The organism is Acinetobacter sp. TAC-1 (genome assembly GCF_029025845.1).
GTDB lineage: Bacteria > Pseudomonadota > Gammaproteobacteria > Pseudomonadales > Moraxellaceae > Acinetobacter > Acinetobacter guillouiae.
In genome coordinates this window covers 4,633,791-4,648,766 of record NZ_CP118892.1, presented here as the reverse complement: position 1 = coordinate 4,648,766, position 14,976 = coordinate 4,633,791, and the positions used below count along the sequence as shown (strand labels likewise).

The window sequence follows — 14,976 nt, the reverse complement described above, 5'->3', positions numbered from 1 at the left end:
TTTAAATTAGGCTGACACCATTTTAGAAATACGCTTGAGCAAAGTGCTTCTAAATGGTTTAGAAATTTTATGAAATTATCCGTTTTATCTTTTGCTGTTTTAATTTCTTTGCCGATGTTGAGCCATGCTGAGCTTGCAAGTAAAATTTCGACCCAAAATCAGCCTAAACTTGCTTCGCAGCCGCTAAAAACACTTTATCAACAAAGTTTTGTTCAGCAAAAAACAATCCCTCAAGGTTGGCGTATTCCTGGCAACAATGCCGGCAACGTCTATGTTGAAAATGGGATGCTTCATATTGATGGTCGAGCAAATTCAGTCAGTCCGACCTCAATTTTATTACCACAAAATCTTGAAAAACAACAAAACTATCGCATTGATCTCGAATTTACTTTAGACCAAGCTGTCAATAACTCGCGTTGGGGCAGTGTGATTTATGATGTCACCGAAACTCAGGGGGTGATTCCCAGCAGTTATTATCAATTTACCCTCAGAACAGACACCACTGCAAAAAATGGTACGGAGTTTGGTCGGCATAAAAGTAACGGGCAGTGGGAGGTCTCTGAAACGAAAGCGTTTTCAGAGAAAATCAAAGCAAATCAATGGTATAAAGCCAGCATTGTGGTCTCTGGACAACGGGTACAGCATTATTTAAATCATCAGTTGATGCAAGATGTAGAACTTGACCAAGGATCTGCCAAAGGCGGCATTGGGCTTTCAGCAACAGGCCTAGTCTTAAAAGTTAAAAATATTCAAGTCTCTGAACAAACCAGTGCATTGCCAGACTTAGCCAATAAAGTCACCCAAGTGCAAGAAATTCAAACTAATGTCGGTTTGGCACCGACGCTGATTCAAAAAGTTAAAACTACCAGAAGTCCATTAAACTCAACCAATCAGTTATATTATCAATTAGATGCCAATTTAAACTTGCTTGATCAGACAGGGCAGGTGGTTGAAACATTACAACAATATTTGGTGAATCCGCAGCGCAATACCATTCCTGTTTTAGAAATCAAAGATCCCAAAAGCATTGAAGCCTTAAAATTACTCTCTAAATCTCACGATATGAGCGATATTACTGTATTGTCCAAAAGTGATGATTTACTCAAGTCTGCGCATCAAATTGTACCTACGCTTCGAACAGCATTAGATTTAAGTCGCGAAAATTTAAAGGACAGCCATGCAAGTCTTTCTGAAATTCTGCGTCGTACTAATCAGGCCTATGCACGCATCGTGGTTCTTCCGCATAGCCTTGCCAACAAACCGAGTGTCAGCTTTATTCAACGTCATTTAATGACAGTGTGGGTTGATACCCCAGCACATGATCCGCAGGATGTCGCCAGTATTTTGACTTCAGGTGTGAATGGGATTATTACAACTCAAAGTACGCTATTTGCCAGTGTCTTAAAACAATTTCCAAAAAATACACTATTACGTAAACCCTTTATCATTGGGCATCGTGGTGTACCCAGTTTAGAAGATGAAAATACCTTAGAAAGTGCAAAACATGCAGTTGCTTTGGGAGCAGATATTGTTGAAAACGATATTTATTTAACCAAAGACCAGCATCTTGTGGTGATGCATGATGCAACAGTGGATCGTACTACGCGTTCAACAGGTAAAATTGAAGAAATGAGCCTTGCGCAGGTTCAGCAATTAAAATCTAAAAACAAAGCTTATCCAATACCGACCCTTGCAGAATATTTCACTACATTTAAGCACAATCCAAACTTTGTACTGATGATCGAAATGAAAAGTGCCAATCCAGCATTGGTTGCAAAAATGCAGGATGAAATTAAAAAGTACCAAGTTGAAAATCAAGTCGTCACGACCTCATTTAATGCAGATCAAGTTGCGCGTGCACAGTCACAATTGTCTGAGATACCGCGAGGGTTATTGGTTGGAAACATGCCCAATAGTCGCAATACTTTAATTGCCACCAAACAAATCAATGCCGATGTTCAGAAATATAATTCAACGTATAACCCTGCTTATCGTGCTGATTTGATCAATCTTTTAGAAACGACCAAGCACCGTGGAATCAGTTTTTGGCCTTGGGCATTGAATGATGAAACATTTAAAAAATTATATATTGCAGGGACCTACGGGATAACCACCAATTCTGCGCAACTTTATGCGAAATATATCGTTGATATTCAAGCACCCAAGAATGTCAAAGTAAAAGCTGAACAGCCAGTATTACTCAATGCGCAATTGGTTCAGCAAGATGGAGCGAAACTCAATCAGCAACTCAGCAATTTTGTGGTTTTATCAGGTTCTGCAAAACATGAGATTAAAAATGGTCAGTTGAGTTTCTCTGAAAAGGGCACTGCATATGTTTTGGCTGGTTATAAATATCAGATCGATGCACAAAACTTCTATCAAATCTTTTCAGCCCCTATAAAAGTCATCATCCAGTAGCTTATTTTATGGCATCTGTTTGAAATGGGAGTTTTACATCTTTGGGGAAATTTGGAAAAAGTGTAAACAACATTTGAGGATTATTCTTTAGTCCTGCACCGTCCAGATAGGTCCATTGATGTGATTGTAGTGAACGAATGGCGACCATAAATGAGGGCGATGCTGCTTGAATTTGACCCGCAACTTTCATGGTGATGGTTTTGGGTACAAAGCAAATTTCTTCATGATCTACGATATAGCTATAAAGTGGTGGCTTTGATTGTACATTGACAATTTCTACCTGTGATTTGGCAAGCAGATTTTGAGCGTATTGAAGCAACTGCTGATAAGCTTCTGCACCACCAACATAATTGATCAGAGATGGATGGGTTTTTTGTTGCATAAATGAATAATCATTTTTTTTTAAATCTTGTCCTAATTGATCTAAGTCAGGCGCAATAATTTTAGGATAATCTTGCTGACAGTTTAACTCTTCCGCCTGTGCAGGATTTAAAATGATCAAGAATAAAATGACAGCATAAATTGTTTTTATCATGTTGGATTAAATCTGAATATCGTTTGTTTTGAGTATATAAGTTTCTTAAAAAAAGTTCATCAGCAATCCAAGCTTAACGATACTCGCTGATCCAACAGGAGATTTTGTAACTAGTCTCTGTTCATCTCTGAAAAGTTAGGTAGCGTCTACGCAAATTGATTTAAACTTTCAAAGCAAAGTGTGCAATGAATGTTTTTAAAATTAAACAACTTATTTGCCCATAGAATTGATTTAATTAAAATTATGAATGAAGAAAAATTATATTCTAGTGTATGTGTTTCTAAACAGGTTGAGGATATACCCAATAACGATACACATAAAAAAACCGAGTCATTCAACTCGGTTTGAAGCCCCTGGTTAACTTTAACCTCTACCACTTATAATTAATTTTGCCGTAATAGAACGCACCATTAAAGCCAAACGGTGAGAACTGGCTGTATTGCAAACTTCCGCCAGTAGGTTTGTTGATGTCATAAACATCTTTATCAGGATAAACATTGGTAATGTTGTCTCCCCCAACAGTAAATTTCCAATTGTTTAATTGGTATGTCAGTGCTAAATCCAACAGCCATTTTGCAGAAAATTTCTGATCACTGACAGCACCTGAGTTACTGTAAGTTTCGAAGCTACCATAACGCGTGATATTGGTATTGATACCAAAATTTCCAATTTTATAATCATTGGCTAAACTGAACTTATGTTCAGGTGTGCTTCCTGCCAATAGACCATATTGTTCACGACGGTCTAAACGGGTGAGGTTGACACCCAAGGCATTTAAAATCTCAGGGTTTTTATCGACATCGGTGACTTTATTGCGATTAAAATTATATGCCAAAGATGTGGTTAACTCGCCATAAGGCAGGTTTTGCCATTGGTAATTGGCAACTAAATCTACACCACGAGTGCGGGTATTACTGGCATTATTAAAGAAACGCACCGTGCTGAAATTGGTATCGGTAATCCCTTTAGACACTAAATAAGCGCGAACAGCGGGGCTGCTGGCATTGATATTTGAAGATAAGCTAATACGGTCATCAATATCAATTTGGTAGGCATCCAAAGTCACATATAGGTTTTTAGTTGGGGTAAATACCAAGCCAAGACTATAGTTCTTTGATTTTTCAGCTTTTAAATCTTCTGCACCGAGCAATTGTGCAACTTGAGAAGAACTTGGAAATGTTCCAGCCTCAACAAACTGTCCATTGACCAATTGCGAAGAAGTTTGGGTGAAATATTGTTGTGCTAGACTCGGTGCGCGAAAGCCTGTAGAAACTGAGCCACGTACCGCAACTTGAGGTAAAAGCTTATAACGTAACGAAAGAGATGCATTATTGGTGTCCCCAAAGTCATCATATTTCTCATAACGATAGGCTGTAGATGCTGAAAGTTTTTGGGTAATATCTGTTTCTAAATCGAGATATCCTGCATAACTGTCACGTGTCCATTTCCCGGCATCTGCTTGGCGAAAGCCTGATAAACCTGAAGAGCCACTTTTATAATAAGAGGCAGGATTGCCTGCTTTAATTTGATATTGTTGATTTAAATATTGAGCACCAAACGCGACATTTAATGGACTTGCAAAAGCAGAGATCTCAAATTCTTTCGACAAATCAATATTATAAACAGCTTGAGTATTCTTTAACTGTCCATTATGGAATGAATTTGGTGTTGAACCTGTATCTTTGTATAGATCGACATTGATGGTTTTTGTATTTACATCATATTGGTTTAAGCCATAATTGGCTGAAACATCATAGCGCCAGTCTGCAACTTCCCCACGTAAGCCTGCAACAGCACTAAAGTCATCTAATTGACCGCGAATCAGTGGTAAATAACCATTTGGAAATAATGCAGGCACATTGTTCGAGGCATTACTCAAACGATAGAATCCAGCAGTTTCTGCATTACGATGGCTATAGGTTGAAAAACCATATAATTCAACAGTATCACTGAGGTCAAAACCAGCATTAACAGAAGCTTTTACCTCATCAGATTTTGGATCACCAAAACGGAAGGTTCTTTGTCCGTATGTAGTAGCATTTGGATCACGAAAGTCTAAACCTGCGCGATTGGTTGCCTCATTGTCCTGCCATTCACCAGAAAAAATGGCATAACCATAATTGCCCAGTTGAGTGCCGCCCGAGACATAGGATTGTTTTTGTTCACCATCACCTTTGTTATAAATACCGTAGCGAATACCTGCATCACCTGTTTTAGGATCAGACTTTAAGATAATGTTGACGACACCAGCAATTGCATCTGAACCATAGCGAGCAGACGCACCTTCTCTAAGTACTTCAATACGGCTGATGGCAGAAATCGGAATGGCATTTAAATCGGTCGGTGCTGAACCACGTCCAATGGTGCCCCCAAGGTTAATAAATGCCCCAGTATGGCGACGTTTGCCATTCACTAAAACCAAAACTTGATCAGGAGAAAGCCCTTTTAGTTGCACTGGGCGAACGAGTTCTGTTCCATCGACAACGGTTGGACGAGGAAAGTTAATCGAGGGGATAATTTTAGCCAGCGCCGTACCTAACTCACTTGAACCTGTACGTTCTGTCAATTCCGCTGCACTAATCACATCAATCGGTTGTAAGGAATCTGTTTTAGAACGTTTTAGCGAACGTGTACCTGTGACAACAATGGTATCAAGTGTTTTAACTTCTTGATTGGCTGGAATCTGTTCCGCAGCGTAGGCATGTGGATACAGAAATGTAAAAACTAAGCTGGCGGTCAGGCTTAATGAATATCGTTTTGATAATGTACGCATAACTCTATTTTGTAGCTCTTTTTGTAACGGTTTGTTGTGATCATAGTGAGCTTGAGATTATTTAGAAAACAACTTTTAAAAATATAAATAGAATAAAATCTGCAAAGTGTATGGTTATTTAAAGTGTTCTCAGTTTAGAAATCTAGATTTTATCATGCGATGTTTTATAGGAAGTTCGATACACAATCTTTTGAAATTATTGATAAAGCGTATAATTTTAAATGGCTCAGTGATGAGGCTGTGATATTGAATCAAGTCGATGAATATAGAGTGATGATCAACAATTTACATCAGCTAAAGGCTAGGTTTGATCAATGCTATTCAGACATATAACTGTGATGACAGAGCCCAGTTTATATTTGCTTTAATGCAAAAGGGCTACCTTAAATTGATAGCCCTTTTCACTTTATCCAATCAGCTTAGCGTGGAGGAAAGCCCGCTTCTGATAAAGCATCAACCACTTGTTGCTGTGTTGCTGTTGTTTCAACTTTAACACTGTGACTTGGTGGATCGGCAATCACCTTAGCATTTTCATCTACAGAATGAATTGCTTTGGTTACACCACGTGCACAACCACCACAGGTCATATTTTCAATATAAAATTCCATATCTCACCCTGCTCTAAGAAGACTTAAACTTAAGATAAACCTTACCATAATTGTAAGGTCAAGTTTTAATGTTTAAAGTTTCATCGCAACGCTGTTTCAAAAATAATTTACAGTATTTTTAAGTCGTCGATTACTCAATTTTTTACGAATGCTAAATGCCAACATAGGCGAATGGTTTATATACAGAATTTATGCTTTGATAGTAAACTCTGCATTGAAATTGTGAATGATAAGAACATGATGATGAATAAAGACCATTTATATTCAGTGATTTACCAAGACATTCAAGATGCTTTCGCTGAGATTCAGCAGCTTACACAAGATCAGCATTTATGTGCTATTGGTTTGGGAATGGTTGAGGATTTCTGTGGTTTCTTTTATGTAGGATGCACATTAGAACAATTAAAAACCTTTGAAGACGTCTATGAAGCATGGTGGATTTCAGAATGGAGTTGTTCAAGTACTGCCAATAATCGTGTTCACGATGCAATCACGGCTTTGTATCAGGACTTGGGAGAGGATTATACAGATGAGCAATATAGCGAATTGCAAGCGCACTATCAAAAGACCATTATTCAAGCATTACAAGATTTAAGAACACAAGGAAAATTAAAAAACCAACAGGGTGAAGAAATTATTGTCATTATTCAATATGCAGACTCATCCGATGAAGATTTTGAGGACATCAGTTTCCCACAAATTAATCCTGAGTTTTTAGTGCCTTTATTTGAAAACCGCTTTCAGAAAAAAGCTGGTGAAAATTTATATGATTACCTATTAGAAAAATCAGCATCTTAAAATAACAAACCGAGCTAAAAAGCTCGGTTTCTGAAGAATCAGTATCTAAAATTAGATATCTGAAAGATCTACACCAATGCGTGTAGCCACTTCTTCATAAGCTTCAACAACACCACCCAAACCTTGACGGAAACGGTCTTTGTCGAGTTTTTTCTTGGTGTCTTTATCCCATAGACGGCAACCGTCTGGAGAGAATTCGTCACCCAAAACGATACGGTCATGGAACACGCCAAATTCAAGTTTAAAATCAACAAGAAGCATGTTGCCTTGAGCGAATAAATCTTTCAGCACAACATTGACTTTTTGAGTCAATTCTTTCATTTGCGCCAACTGTTCAGCATTTGCCCAACCCAATGCAATTGCTTGAGACTCGTTCACCATCGGATCGCCTAAAGCGTCATCTTTGAAGAACAATTCAAATGTTGGTGGAACAAGCTCTAAACCTTCTTCGACACCCAAACGGCGGCATAATGAACCTGCAGCATAATTACGCATTACACATTCAACAGGGATCATTTGCAATTTTTTCACTAAAACTTCAGTTGGAGAAAGAAGTTTTTCGAAGTGTGTTTCAATACCAGCTGCAGCCAGTTTTTCCATGATAAAGGCATTAAAACGGTTGTTCACCTTACCTTTACGGTCTAGTTGCTCTATTTTTTCGCCATTAAATGCAGAAGCATCGTCACGGAAAACTAGAATTAGATGATCCGCGCTATCTGTTTCATAAACAGATTTCGCTTTACCAGTATAGAGCAAGGTTTGTTTTAACATGGGGGAACCTTTTGCAAAAAAAAATTGCCTAGAACGACTAGGCTGGCCAGTTTTGGTAAATCTGGGTTAATAGTTCTGCAGCTTTTTCTTTGTCTGCAAAGCTATTATCGGCGTTAAACACAGCAAGTGTGTTACTTGAACCTACAGAATTAAGCTTCAATACATAAGTTGAATTATCGATTTTTACAGTTGCCTCATTGGCATTTTTGCTTTGGCCGATAACCTTATAATTTAAGCTACTGAGGGTCGCAAGTGCGTACTGCCAAATTGTAGCAGAATTTCCATCGATTTTGATCAGTGGATTGCCATTTCCATCAGTTAAAATTTGAGGACGACCAACACTTTCAGTTGATCCAGAAACTTCATCAGCAGGTGCACTGATTTGAGCAACATCTGGACGAGGAACTTCGTAACGGTTGCCTCGTTTATTTTCAAATTTTGGTGCATGCTGAAGTGCAAGAGGGTCAACAATAGGAGCTGGATACATTGGCGTTGCAGGTCTAACTGTTGAACCTTCAGGGTAGCTAAGTGGCTCTACAGTGGTCGTGTTTTTATAATCTAAAGAACCATTGCTGATTCCAAGGGAACTACAACCCGCCAAGCTTAAAGCTGAAATGGCAAGAGTTAAACCTAAACGTAATTGCATAATACTAAGCTCTTATTAAATGAGACCCACTGCTTTGAGTTCTTCACGCAGTGGTGCACGGTATTGTTCTGCTAGGGGAGTTAATGGTAAGCGAATGCCAGTACCAATTAATTCCATTTCATGAAGTGCCCATTTCACTGGAATTGGGTTCGATTCGCAAAATAGAATATTGTTTAATTTTGCAACTTGGTCATCTTTGCTTTTCGCTGTTGCAGCATCACCTGCAATTGCAGCGGCACAAAGTTCGCTCATGATTTTTGGTGCAATATTTGCTGTCACTGAAATATTGCCGTGGGCGCCTAACTGAATCAATTCACTCGCAGTCGCATCATCACCTGAATACACCACCATGTTTTTGCCTTTTAAGCCATCAATCAGCTCTTTACCACGGGGAACATCGCCAGTCGCATCTTTAATTCCTACGATTTGAGGAATATCTGCTAAACGAATCGCGGTGTCGTTGTGCAGATCTACACCAGTACGACCAGGTACGTTGTAAAGAATGATAGGTAAATCAACAGCTTCAGCAACTGCCTTATAGTGTTGGAATAAACCTTCTTGCGTTGGTTTGTTATAATAAGGGGTAACTAAAAGTGCGGCATCTGCGCCGAGTTGTTTGGCTTCTTTGGTGAGTTCAATCGCTTCGTGTGTCGAGTTTGCACCAGTACCGGCAATAATTGGAATACGTTTATTGGCAACACGGATAATTTCTTTAATTACTTCTGTGTGTTCTGCCATGCTAAGAGTAGATGCTTCGCCAGTTGTACCGACAGCAACAATACTATTAGTGCCTTGTTCTATGTGCCACTCAACGAGCTTCTCGAGACCCTTCCAATCTACGCTGCCATCTTCAAACATAGGGGTGACGATTGCGACAATTGAGCCTTGAATGGTCTGTGCTTGCTGAGTCATTTTAAAAAAATATCCTATTTTTCCATCCACATGCGTTTGAGTAAACAAGGATTGGGATGGTTGCAGTATTTTGATTTGAGCGTGAAACAATCATCTTAAAGATTGCCTAATGCTTATGCAAATTATGACTGATTCAGCGTGTCAGAACAATATGCTTTAGTCAAAGCTTGGAAATTCTTTAACAAAAGCAACAAATCACTCACATTTCCAAGCAATTTTTTTTATTTTCAGTTTTTTATCAAACTTGAACAGCGTGCAGTTTTAATCCCAATGCTGGGTAAAATCTATTCGCGCTAGAAAACAATTTTCTATTGGGCGGCGGAGTCTCGCCGTTTAGAATCTAGCGAACCGTTCTAGATGATTTCTTGGTTGATTTTGATAAGACGCTCGCAAATGTACGCTGTTATATTGTATGTTGAGTCATCGAGTGTTTAAATTTTTACGATTAAAATAATAGTCATTTGGCCAATATAAGGGTAGGGAAATGTTGCAATCTGAGCGTAGTGCCTTGATCGTTGTTGATGTACAAAATGGTTTCACTTCAGGCGGAAATTTAGAAGTTGCCCATGCTGAGCAAATCATTCCAACCATCAATCAATTGGCACGACATTTTGACAATATCGTACTGACCCAAGATTGGCATCCTGAAAATCATATTTCATTTGTTGAGAATCATCCCAACCGTAAAGCTTATGAGCTGATTCAGTTAGATTACGGCCCGCAAGTATTGTGGCCATCACACTGTGTACAAGGGAGTAAAGATGCTGAATTTCACCCTGATCTAAACATACCAACTGCTCAACTAATCATTCGTAAAGGCTTTCGTGCTCAAATTGACAGCTATTCAGCCTTTATGGAAGCCGATCATAAAACCACTACAGGCTTGGCGGGCTATCTTAAAGAACGCGGTATAGATACGGTGTATATCGTGGGGATTGCAACAGACTTCTGTGTCGCATGGACGGCCATGGATGCCGCCAAGTTAGGCTTTAAAGCCTTTGTGATTTCGGACGCGACCAAAGCAATTGATTTACAGGGTTCTTTACAACACGCATGGCAGGAAATGCTTGCTGTGGGTGTAAAACGCTTGATCTCAAAAGATATTTTCAACGCAGTATAGGTATCAAGACTTGCAGCATTTGAGAAATATTACTGCTTTAAAACATCTTGCTTTAAGATAAGCCGAAATCCTCAATCTGCTTGGGTAGGGACAATGTCAGCAATTTTACGTTTTAGTCAGTTTGTACAAAAAACTTTTGCCCTATGGGTTGTGGTCTTTGCTTTTATTGCCTTATGTTTTCCAGCAGCATTTGTCTGGATGAAAGCATATATTCCATGGGTTTTAGGGATTATCATGCTGGGGATGGGCATGACCATGACCGTGGACGAATTTAAGAATGTCTTGTCAAATCCAAAAGCAGTTGTGATCGGTGTCGTTGCACATTTTGTGGTGATGCCCAGTGTGGCATTCTTTCTTTGTAAAGTTTTTAATTTACCACCCGAAATTGCGGTAGGGGTAATCCTTGTCGGCTGTTGCCCCGGAGGGACAGCATCCAATGTCATCACCTATATGGCCAAAGGAAATACTGCTTTATCCGTCACATGCACATCTGTTTCAACGTTTTTAGCGCCTATTTTGACACCTGCAATATTCTATGTGTTAGCCAGCCAGTGGATTCCGATTGATGCGGGTTCAATGTTTATCGATATTCTTAAAGTGGTGATTTTCCCAATTATTTTGGGCGTGATTTTAAGAAGCCTATTTAAACAAAAGACCGAGCAATATATTCAAGTGATGCCTCTAATATCTGTAGTCGCCATTGTGGTGATCGTGGCGGCAATTATTGCAGCCAGTAAGGCTTCAATTTTGCAATCGGGCTTGCTGATTTTGGGTGTGGTGATTTTACATAATGGTTTAGGCTTTTTATTAGGCTATTGGGCAAGTCGTCTATTCAATTTATCTTATCCTGACTCTAAAGCTGTTGCGATTGAAGTAGGGATGCAAAATTCTGGTTTAGGTGTGACCTTAGCGGCAATACATTTTGCTGCATCTCCAATAACCGCAGTGCCAAGTGCTATTTTTAGTTTATGGCATAATATTTCTGGACCTGTTTTAGCCACCTATTGGGCAGCGAAAGTCGATAAAATGGCTGAAAATAAACAATAGGGTCTGTAGACATTTCATAAATGGCTTGCGTTGTAGGTTAAAATTGAGCAGGCAAGGCATGAAACGAAGAGAATAGCGAGACTATTTTCGAGTTTCATAACGAAGGCAGAGATAATTTTAGCCACAACCCTTCGGGACTAGCGTGTTTTTTGCCGCTACGTCGTTACGAACCACTCATTTAGAATAACTAAATTTCGTATTTCGCGCCTAGTATCGCCTAAAAAACACACGTAGTCGCAAACATAGACGAATTGTCAACAGACCCTAATACTATTTTAAAATTTACGTTTCATTTAGAGAGCTTTGGCTCTCTTTTTATTTATAGTGCTTATTCATACGCTAACTGTTTTAAAAACTCATCTTCAGTGAGTACGCTAAAGCCATGTTGTTCGAGTAGGGCTGCAGTAACCCCTTTGCCTGATATTTTATGTCCTGAAAATGATCCATCATAAATCATCTGTGAACCACAAGAAGGACTGTTGGCTTTTAAAATAATATGTGTCACTTGATGGTATTGGGCAAGTTTTAGTGTTTTTTCTGCACCCAGAATAAATTCAGCTGAAACATCATCACCATTGGCGTCTTTTACTTTGGCTTGCCCCCTTAAAACCTGATAACCATCACCACCTACGATTTCAGCAGGCTGCCGAGGTGTACTTAAGCCGCCTGAAACTTCAGGACAAATCACCACGGCTTGTTGAGTGTCTAGCAGTTGTTTAAGCTTGTGTTGTAAGCAGTTCTTGGCATCGTAGCGAACATTTTCACCTACAAGACATGCACTAATCAGATATTTTTTCATTATCTTGAGGTTAATTCGAGTTGCATTAAATCCATACCAATATCATATAAATCTGTTTTAAAGTCGATGCTTAATTTCTCTGTAAAAGCAAAATTTTGATAGAATTTTTTTGCACGGGTATTGGTTGTTAATACTTCCAAAAATACAGAAGCTTGTTGATGTTCACGTGCAATATCAATCGTATTTTGCATAAGCGCAGATGCAAAATTTTTCCCAACCGCTTCTTTAAGCAAGTAAATTTTCTGTAATTCTGCACCAATAATATCTAGATGGGGTTCATATTGGTTGAGCTTTAACTTGGCATATCCAATAATTTGCGCTTGTTCATTTTCAAGCAATAACCAAATTTGATCAGGATCTTGCAGAGATTCGGACAAATTTTCTAAACTAAAATTTTGATCGAGAAAATTTTGTAGGCCTTGTTCTGACCAAAGATCAGCAAAATGTTGGCGATATGTGGTGCAGGCAAGCTGATTGAGTTGCTTGAGATGGGTTGGTGTGGCTGGATAAATTTTCATTATATTTTGGCATCAAATGACGCTTTGCTATACCTTGAATTTGTATTCAATCATGGATGAATTTCATGGGATAATCAATCCGAAATAGGGAAAATGAATCTTGTTATGAGTGTGTATGTCGATCGCGCAAAAGTTCCTTTTAAAGGCCAAGAATGGTGTCATTTGATGGCAGATACACTGGAGGAATTACATCACTTTGCGCAAATGTTGGAAATCGATGCCCGTTTATTTCATCGCTCAGCCTCTTATCCGCATTATGATATTACCCTGCAAATGCGTGTGATGGCGATTGCTTATGGCGCAATTGATGCCGATCGAAAAACCATTATTGCTTGTGGAAAGAAGCTGAAGTTACAACTCAACCAATCTTTATAAAGAATTGGTTTTTTATTTAAGCTTGATAAAACCGAACCTCCAGAAAAAGACTTTATCGCGATTAAGTCTTGTCCTTATGAGAAGCACCAGAGTAGAATCTTTTATGATGAAAAATTATGAACAACGATTGTGATTAATATATGACTTTTAAAGACGGCTCAACAGAAATATCGCAAGACGAGATTATTATTCTGGCTGAAACTTTTCGACTTTTAGGAGATGCCTCACGTCTCAGAATTCTTTTATTCTGTATGCGTGGACCTAGTCCAGTTGGCGATATTTGTGAAGCACTCGATTTGTCGCAATCTTTGGTTAGTCATCATTTACGTTTATTACGTTCAGCACGCTTGGTGAAAAGTGAGCGTCAGGCCAAACAAGTCTTATATGAAATCGCTGATACGCATGTCAGTCATGTTTTGTCTGATATGGCAAAACATATTGCAGAAGAGCAGTGTGGTTAAATTTTCTATTTTTTAAATCGATTATTAAAAGCAAAATGTGGATGCCACAAGGCAACAATCAATGACCTTGTGGCAATTTGTGCTTGATCCATATTGATCTTAATGACTATGTCCAGCATGAGGATCAATTTTTGTCGGTTTTTCAAGGCTACAGCTGCTATCACCTTGCCAATCAATCGCGACAGTTGGATGTTCAATATCAAATTTGGTTTTTAATTCATGTTCAATTTGTTCGGTGAGTGTCTTGATATCAACACCTGCTTCAGGTTGGACATGTAATGTTGCCATTGCTCTTCCTGAAGTAATCATCCATACATGAATATGGCTAATTTTCTGAATGCCTTGAACGGATTTTAATAAGTGAGTAGTGATATCTGTTGTATTCGCATTGGCAGGCGCACCTTCTAATAAAATATGAATGGTTTGTTTAAACAAAGACCATGCACTGCGCAATACAAGTAATGATACAAGCACAGACAAAATAGGATCAATCGGTGTCCAGCCTGAGTACCAGATGACGATTGCAGCGATAATTGCAGCAACAGAACCCAATAAGTCACCCATCACGTGCAGAATTGCACCTTTGATATTTACATGATCAGTATCATCTCGTGTGAGATACCATAAAACAAAGATATTCACCAACATACCAACAATTGCGACAATAAACATCGGTCCTGCAAGTACGGGTTGAGGTGATTGAAAGCGTACAATCGCTTCATAGACGATCCATCCAACAATCCCAAACAGGGTTAGAGAATTGATCAGGCCTGCAATCACTTCAAAGCGCATATAGCCGAAAGTACGTGATTTATCCGCAGTACGACGCCCAAAGCGAAATGCTGCATATGCTAATCCTAATGCAAGTGCATCCGTCATCATATGGCCTGCATCAGCTAACAGTGCCAGTGAACCAGATATGATTCCCCCAGCAGCTTCAACAAGCATAAAACTGAAAATAATGAAGAAAGAAATCAGAATTTTTCTTTCATTTCCTGTAGTTGCTTCAGGTACATGTGCGTGGTTGTGATCACTATGGCTATTATGGGGATGATTATGATTGTGTCCCATAAGGACCTCTGAATTGGATTATTTACATATGAATATATGTTCATATGTTTGTTTTGTCAAATAACTTCATGTTAATTTTTTATTGCATTGTGAATCAAAATTTCAAAAAACTGATGCCATAAGG

15 protein-coding genes are annotated in these 14,976 nt (G+C 38.9%); 6 read left to right on the top strand and 9 right to left on the bottom strand.

All coding sequences use genetic code 11. The annotated features are described in order from the left end of the window. The first annotated feature begins 69 nt into the window (after nucleotides 1-69). On the top strand, nucleotides 70-2,418 hold the full coding sequence (locus PYV58_RS21785; protein ID WP_275059680.1) for a glycerophosphodiester phosphodiesterase family protein: 2,349 nt from the start codon (nucleotides 70-72) through the stop codon (nucleotides 2,416-2,418). Between the two features lies 1 nt (nucleotide 2,419). Here the strand turns inward: PYV58_RS21785 and PYV58_RS21780 are convergent, their stop codons facing one another. The 3 genes from PYV58_RS21780 to PYV58_RS21770 form a co-directional block, all read right to left on the bottom strand. Continuing rightward, the gene (locus PYV58_RS21780) at nucleotides 2,420-2,953 is read right to left on the bottom strand and encodes a hypothetical protein (protein WP_034614716.1); all 534 of its coding nucleotides are present in this window, start codon (nucleotides 2,951-2,953) and stop codon (nucleotides 2,420-2,422) included. Nucleotides 2,954-3,323: 370 nt separating this feature from the next. Beyond that, complete coding sequence (locus tag PYV58_RS21775; protein ID WP_034614718.1) at nucleotides 3,324-5,726, bottom strand: TonB-dependent receptor; 2,403 nt, start codon at nucleotides 5,724-5,726, stop codon at nucleotides 3,324-3,326. A gap of 419 nt (nucleotides 5,727-6,145) precedes the next feature. Then, entirely contained in the window at nucleotides 6,146-6,334 is a 189-nt protein-coding gene (locus tag PYV58_RS21770; RefSeq protein ID WP_034614721.1) for a heavy-metal-associated domain-containing protein, read from the bottom strand. A 237-nt stretch (nucleotides 6,335-6,571) separates the two neighbouring features. Between PYV58_RS21770 and PYV58_RS21765 the strand changes: the two genes are divergently transcribed. Then, nucleotides 6,572-7,132, top strand: a complete 561-nt coding sequence (locus tag PYV58_RS21765; protein ID WP_016539551.1) for a DUF4303 domain-containing protein — start codon at nucleotides 6,572-6,574, stop codon at nucleotides 7,130-7,132. Between the two features lie 51 nt (nucleotides 7,133-7,183). On the opposite strand, the gene purC is transcribed toward PYV58_RS21765, so the two are convergent. The 3 genes from purC to dapA are packed head-to-tail and all read right to left on the bottom strand — an operon-like array spanning nucleotide 7,184 to nucleotide 9,461. Beyond that, nucleotides 7,184-7,903 carry a phosphoribosylaminoimidazolesuccinocarboxamide synthase gene (gene purC, locus PYV58_RS21760; protein ID WP_004818291.1) on the bottom strand — a complete coding sequence of 240 codons (720 nt, stop codon included), beginning with the start codon at nucleotides 7,901-7,903 and terminating at the stop codon, nucleotides 7,184-7,186. A gap of 37 nt (nucleotides 7,904-7,940) precedes the next feature. Beyond that, nucleotides 7,941-8,549, bottom strand: a complete 609-nt coding sequence (locus tag PYV58_RS21755) for a lipoprotein-34 precursor (NlpB) (RefSeq protein ID WP_034614727.1) — start codon at nucleotides 8,547-8,549, stop codon at nucleotides 7,941-7,943. Between the two features lie 15 nt (nucleotides 8,550-8,564). After that, on the bottom strand, nucleotides 8,565-9,461 hold the full coding sequence (dapA, locus tag PYV58_RS21750) for a 4-hydroxy-tetrahydrodipicolinate synthase (protein WP_004718795.1): 897 nt from the start codon (nucleotides 9,459-9,461) through the stop codon (nucleotides 8,565-8,567). Nucleotides 9,462-9,945: 484 nt separating this feature from the next. Here dapA and pncA point away from each other — a divergent pair, with 484 nt between their 5' ends. Both pncA and PYV58_RS21740 read left to right on the top strand, forming a co-directional pair. Continuing rightward, on the top strand, nucleotides 9,946-10,581 hold the full coding sequence (gene pncA / locus PYV58_RS21745) for a bifunctional nicotinamidase/pyrazinamidase (protein ID WP_034614728.1): 636 nt from the start codon (nucleotides 9,946-9,948) through the stop codon (nucleotides 10,579-10,581). Between the two features lie 93 nt (nucleotides 10,582-10,674). Next, nucleotides 10,675-11,628 (top strand): bile acid:sodium symporter family protein, encoded by a 954-nt coding sequence (locus PYV58_RS21740; RefSeq protein WP_034614732.1) that lies wholly within the window; start codon nucleotides 10,675-10,677, stop codon nucleotides 11,626-11,628. 328 nt (nucleotides 11,629-11,956) lie between these two features. Here the strand turns inward: PYV58_RS21740 and PYV58_RS21735 are convergent, their stop codons facing one another. Together PYV58_RS21735 and PYV58_RS21730 are read right to left on the bottom strand one after the other, a co-directional pair. After that, on the bottom strand, nucleotides 11,957-12,427 hold the full coding sequence (locus PYV58_RS21735; RefSeq protein ID WP_034611128.1) for a DUF523 domain-containing protein: 471 nt from the start codon (nucleotides 12,425-12,427) through the stop codon (nucleotides 11,957-11,959). Further along, on the bottom strand, nucleotides 12,427-12,945 hold the full coding sequence (locus tag PYV58_RS21730; RefSeq protein ID WP_034611131.1) for a GNAT family N-acetyltransferase: 519 nt from the start codon (nucleotides 12,943-12,945) through the stop codon (nucleotides 12,427-12,429). Before PYV58_RS21730 ends, PYV58_RS21735 begins: the two co-directional genes overlap by 1 nt. Before the next feature lie 105 nt (nucleotides 12,946-13,050). On the opposite strand from PYV58_RS21730, the gene PYV58_RS21725 reads away from it, so the two are divergent. Further along, the gene (locus PYV58_RS21725; protein ID WP_004718783.1) at nucleotides 13,051-13,320 is read left to right on the top strand and encodes a DUF4031 domain-containing protein; all 270 of its coding nucleotides are present in this window, start codon (nucleotides 13,051-13,053) and stop codon (nucleotides 13,318-13,320) included. Between the two features lie 140 nt (nucleotides 13,321-13,460). After that, entirely contained in the window at nucleotides 13,461-13,781 is a 321-nt protein-coding gene (locus PYV58_RS21720) for a metalloregulator ArsR/SmtB family transcription factor (protein WP_004718782.1), read from the top strand. A 99-nt stretch (nucleotides 13,782-13,880) separates the two neighbouring features. Here the strand turns inward: PYV58_RS21720 and PYV58_RS21715 are convergent, their stop codons facing one another. Next, nucleotides 13,881-14,852 (bottom strand): cation diffusion facilitator family transporter, encoded by a 972-nt coding sequence (locus tag PYV58_RS21715; RefSeq protein ID WP_004718779.1) that lies wholly within the window; start codon nucleotides 14,850-14,852, stop codon nucleotides 13,881-13,883. Between the last annotated feature and the right edge of the window lie 124 nt (nucleotides 14,853-14,976).

What these genes read in the sequence shown, in the direction of transcription:
- PYV58_RS21785 (WP_275059680.1), top strand. Translation starts at nt 70, where the DNA reads ATGAAATTATCCGTTTTATCTTTTGCTGTTTTAATTTCTTTGCCGATG.
- PYV58_RS21780 (WP_034614716.1), bottom strand. Translation starts at nt 2,953, where the DNA reads ATGATAAAAACAATTTATGCTGTCATTTTATTCTTGATCATTTTAAAT.
- PYV58_RS21775 (WP_034614718.1), bottom strand. Translation starts at nt 5,726, where the DNA reads ATGCGTACATTATCAAAACGATATTCATTAAGCCTGACCGCCAGCTTA.
- PYV58_RS21770 (WP_034614721.1), bottom strand. Translation starts at nt 6,334, where the DNA reads ATGGAATTTTATATTGAAAATATGACCTGTGGTGGTTGTGCACGTGGT.
- PYV58_RS21765 (WP_016539551.1), top strand. Translation starts at nt 6,572, where the DNA reads ATGATGATGAATAAAGACCATTTATATTCAGTGATTTACCAAGACATT.
- purC (WP_004818291.1), bottom strand. Translation starts at nt 7,903, where the DNA reads ATGTTAAAACAAACCTTGCTCTATACTGGTAAAGCGAAATCTGTTTAT.
- PYV58_RS21755 (WP_034614727.1), bottom strand. Translation starts at nt 8,549, where the DNA reads ATGCAATTACGTTTAGGTTTAACTCTTGCCATTTCAGCTTTAAGCTTG.
- dapA (WP_004718795.1), bottom strand. Translation starts at nt 9,461, where the DNA reads ATGACTCAGCAAGCACAGACCATTCAAGGCTCAATTGTCGCAATCGTC.
- pncA (WP_034614728.1), top strand. Translation starts at nt 9,946, where the DNA reads ATGTTGCAATCTGAGCGTAGTGCCTTGATCGTTGTTGATGTACAAAAT.
- PYV58_RS21740 (WP_034614732.1), top strand. Translation starts at nt 10,675, where the DNA reads ATGTCAGCAATTTTACGTTTTAGTCAGTTTGTACAAAAAACTTTTGCC.
- PYV58_RS21735 (WP_034611128.1), bottom strand. Translation starts at nt 12,427, where the DNA reads ATGAAAAAATATCTGATTAGTGCATGTCTTGTAGGTGAAAATGTTCGC.
- PYV58_RS21730 (WP_034611131.1), bottom strand. Translation starts at nt 12,945, where the DNA reads ATGAAAATTTATCCAGCCACACCAACCCATCTCAAGCAACTCAATCAG.
- PYV58_RS21725 (WP_004718783.1), top strand. Translation starts at nt 13,051, where the DNA reads ATGAGTGTGTATGTCGATCGCGCAAAAGTTCCTTTTAAAGGCCAAGAA.
- PYV58_RS21720 (WP_004718782.1), top strand. Translation starts at nt 13,461, where the DNA reads ATGACTTTTAAAGACGGCTCAACAGAAATATCGCAAGACGAGATTATT.
- PYV58_RS21715 (WP_004718779.1), bottom strand. Translation starts at nt 14,852, where the DNA reads ATGGGACACAATCATAATCATCCCCATAATAGCCATAGTGATCACAAC.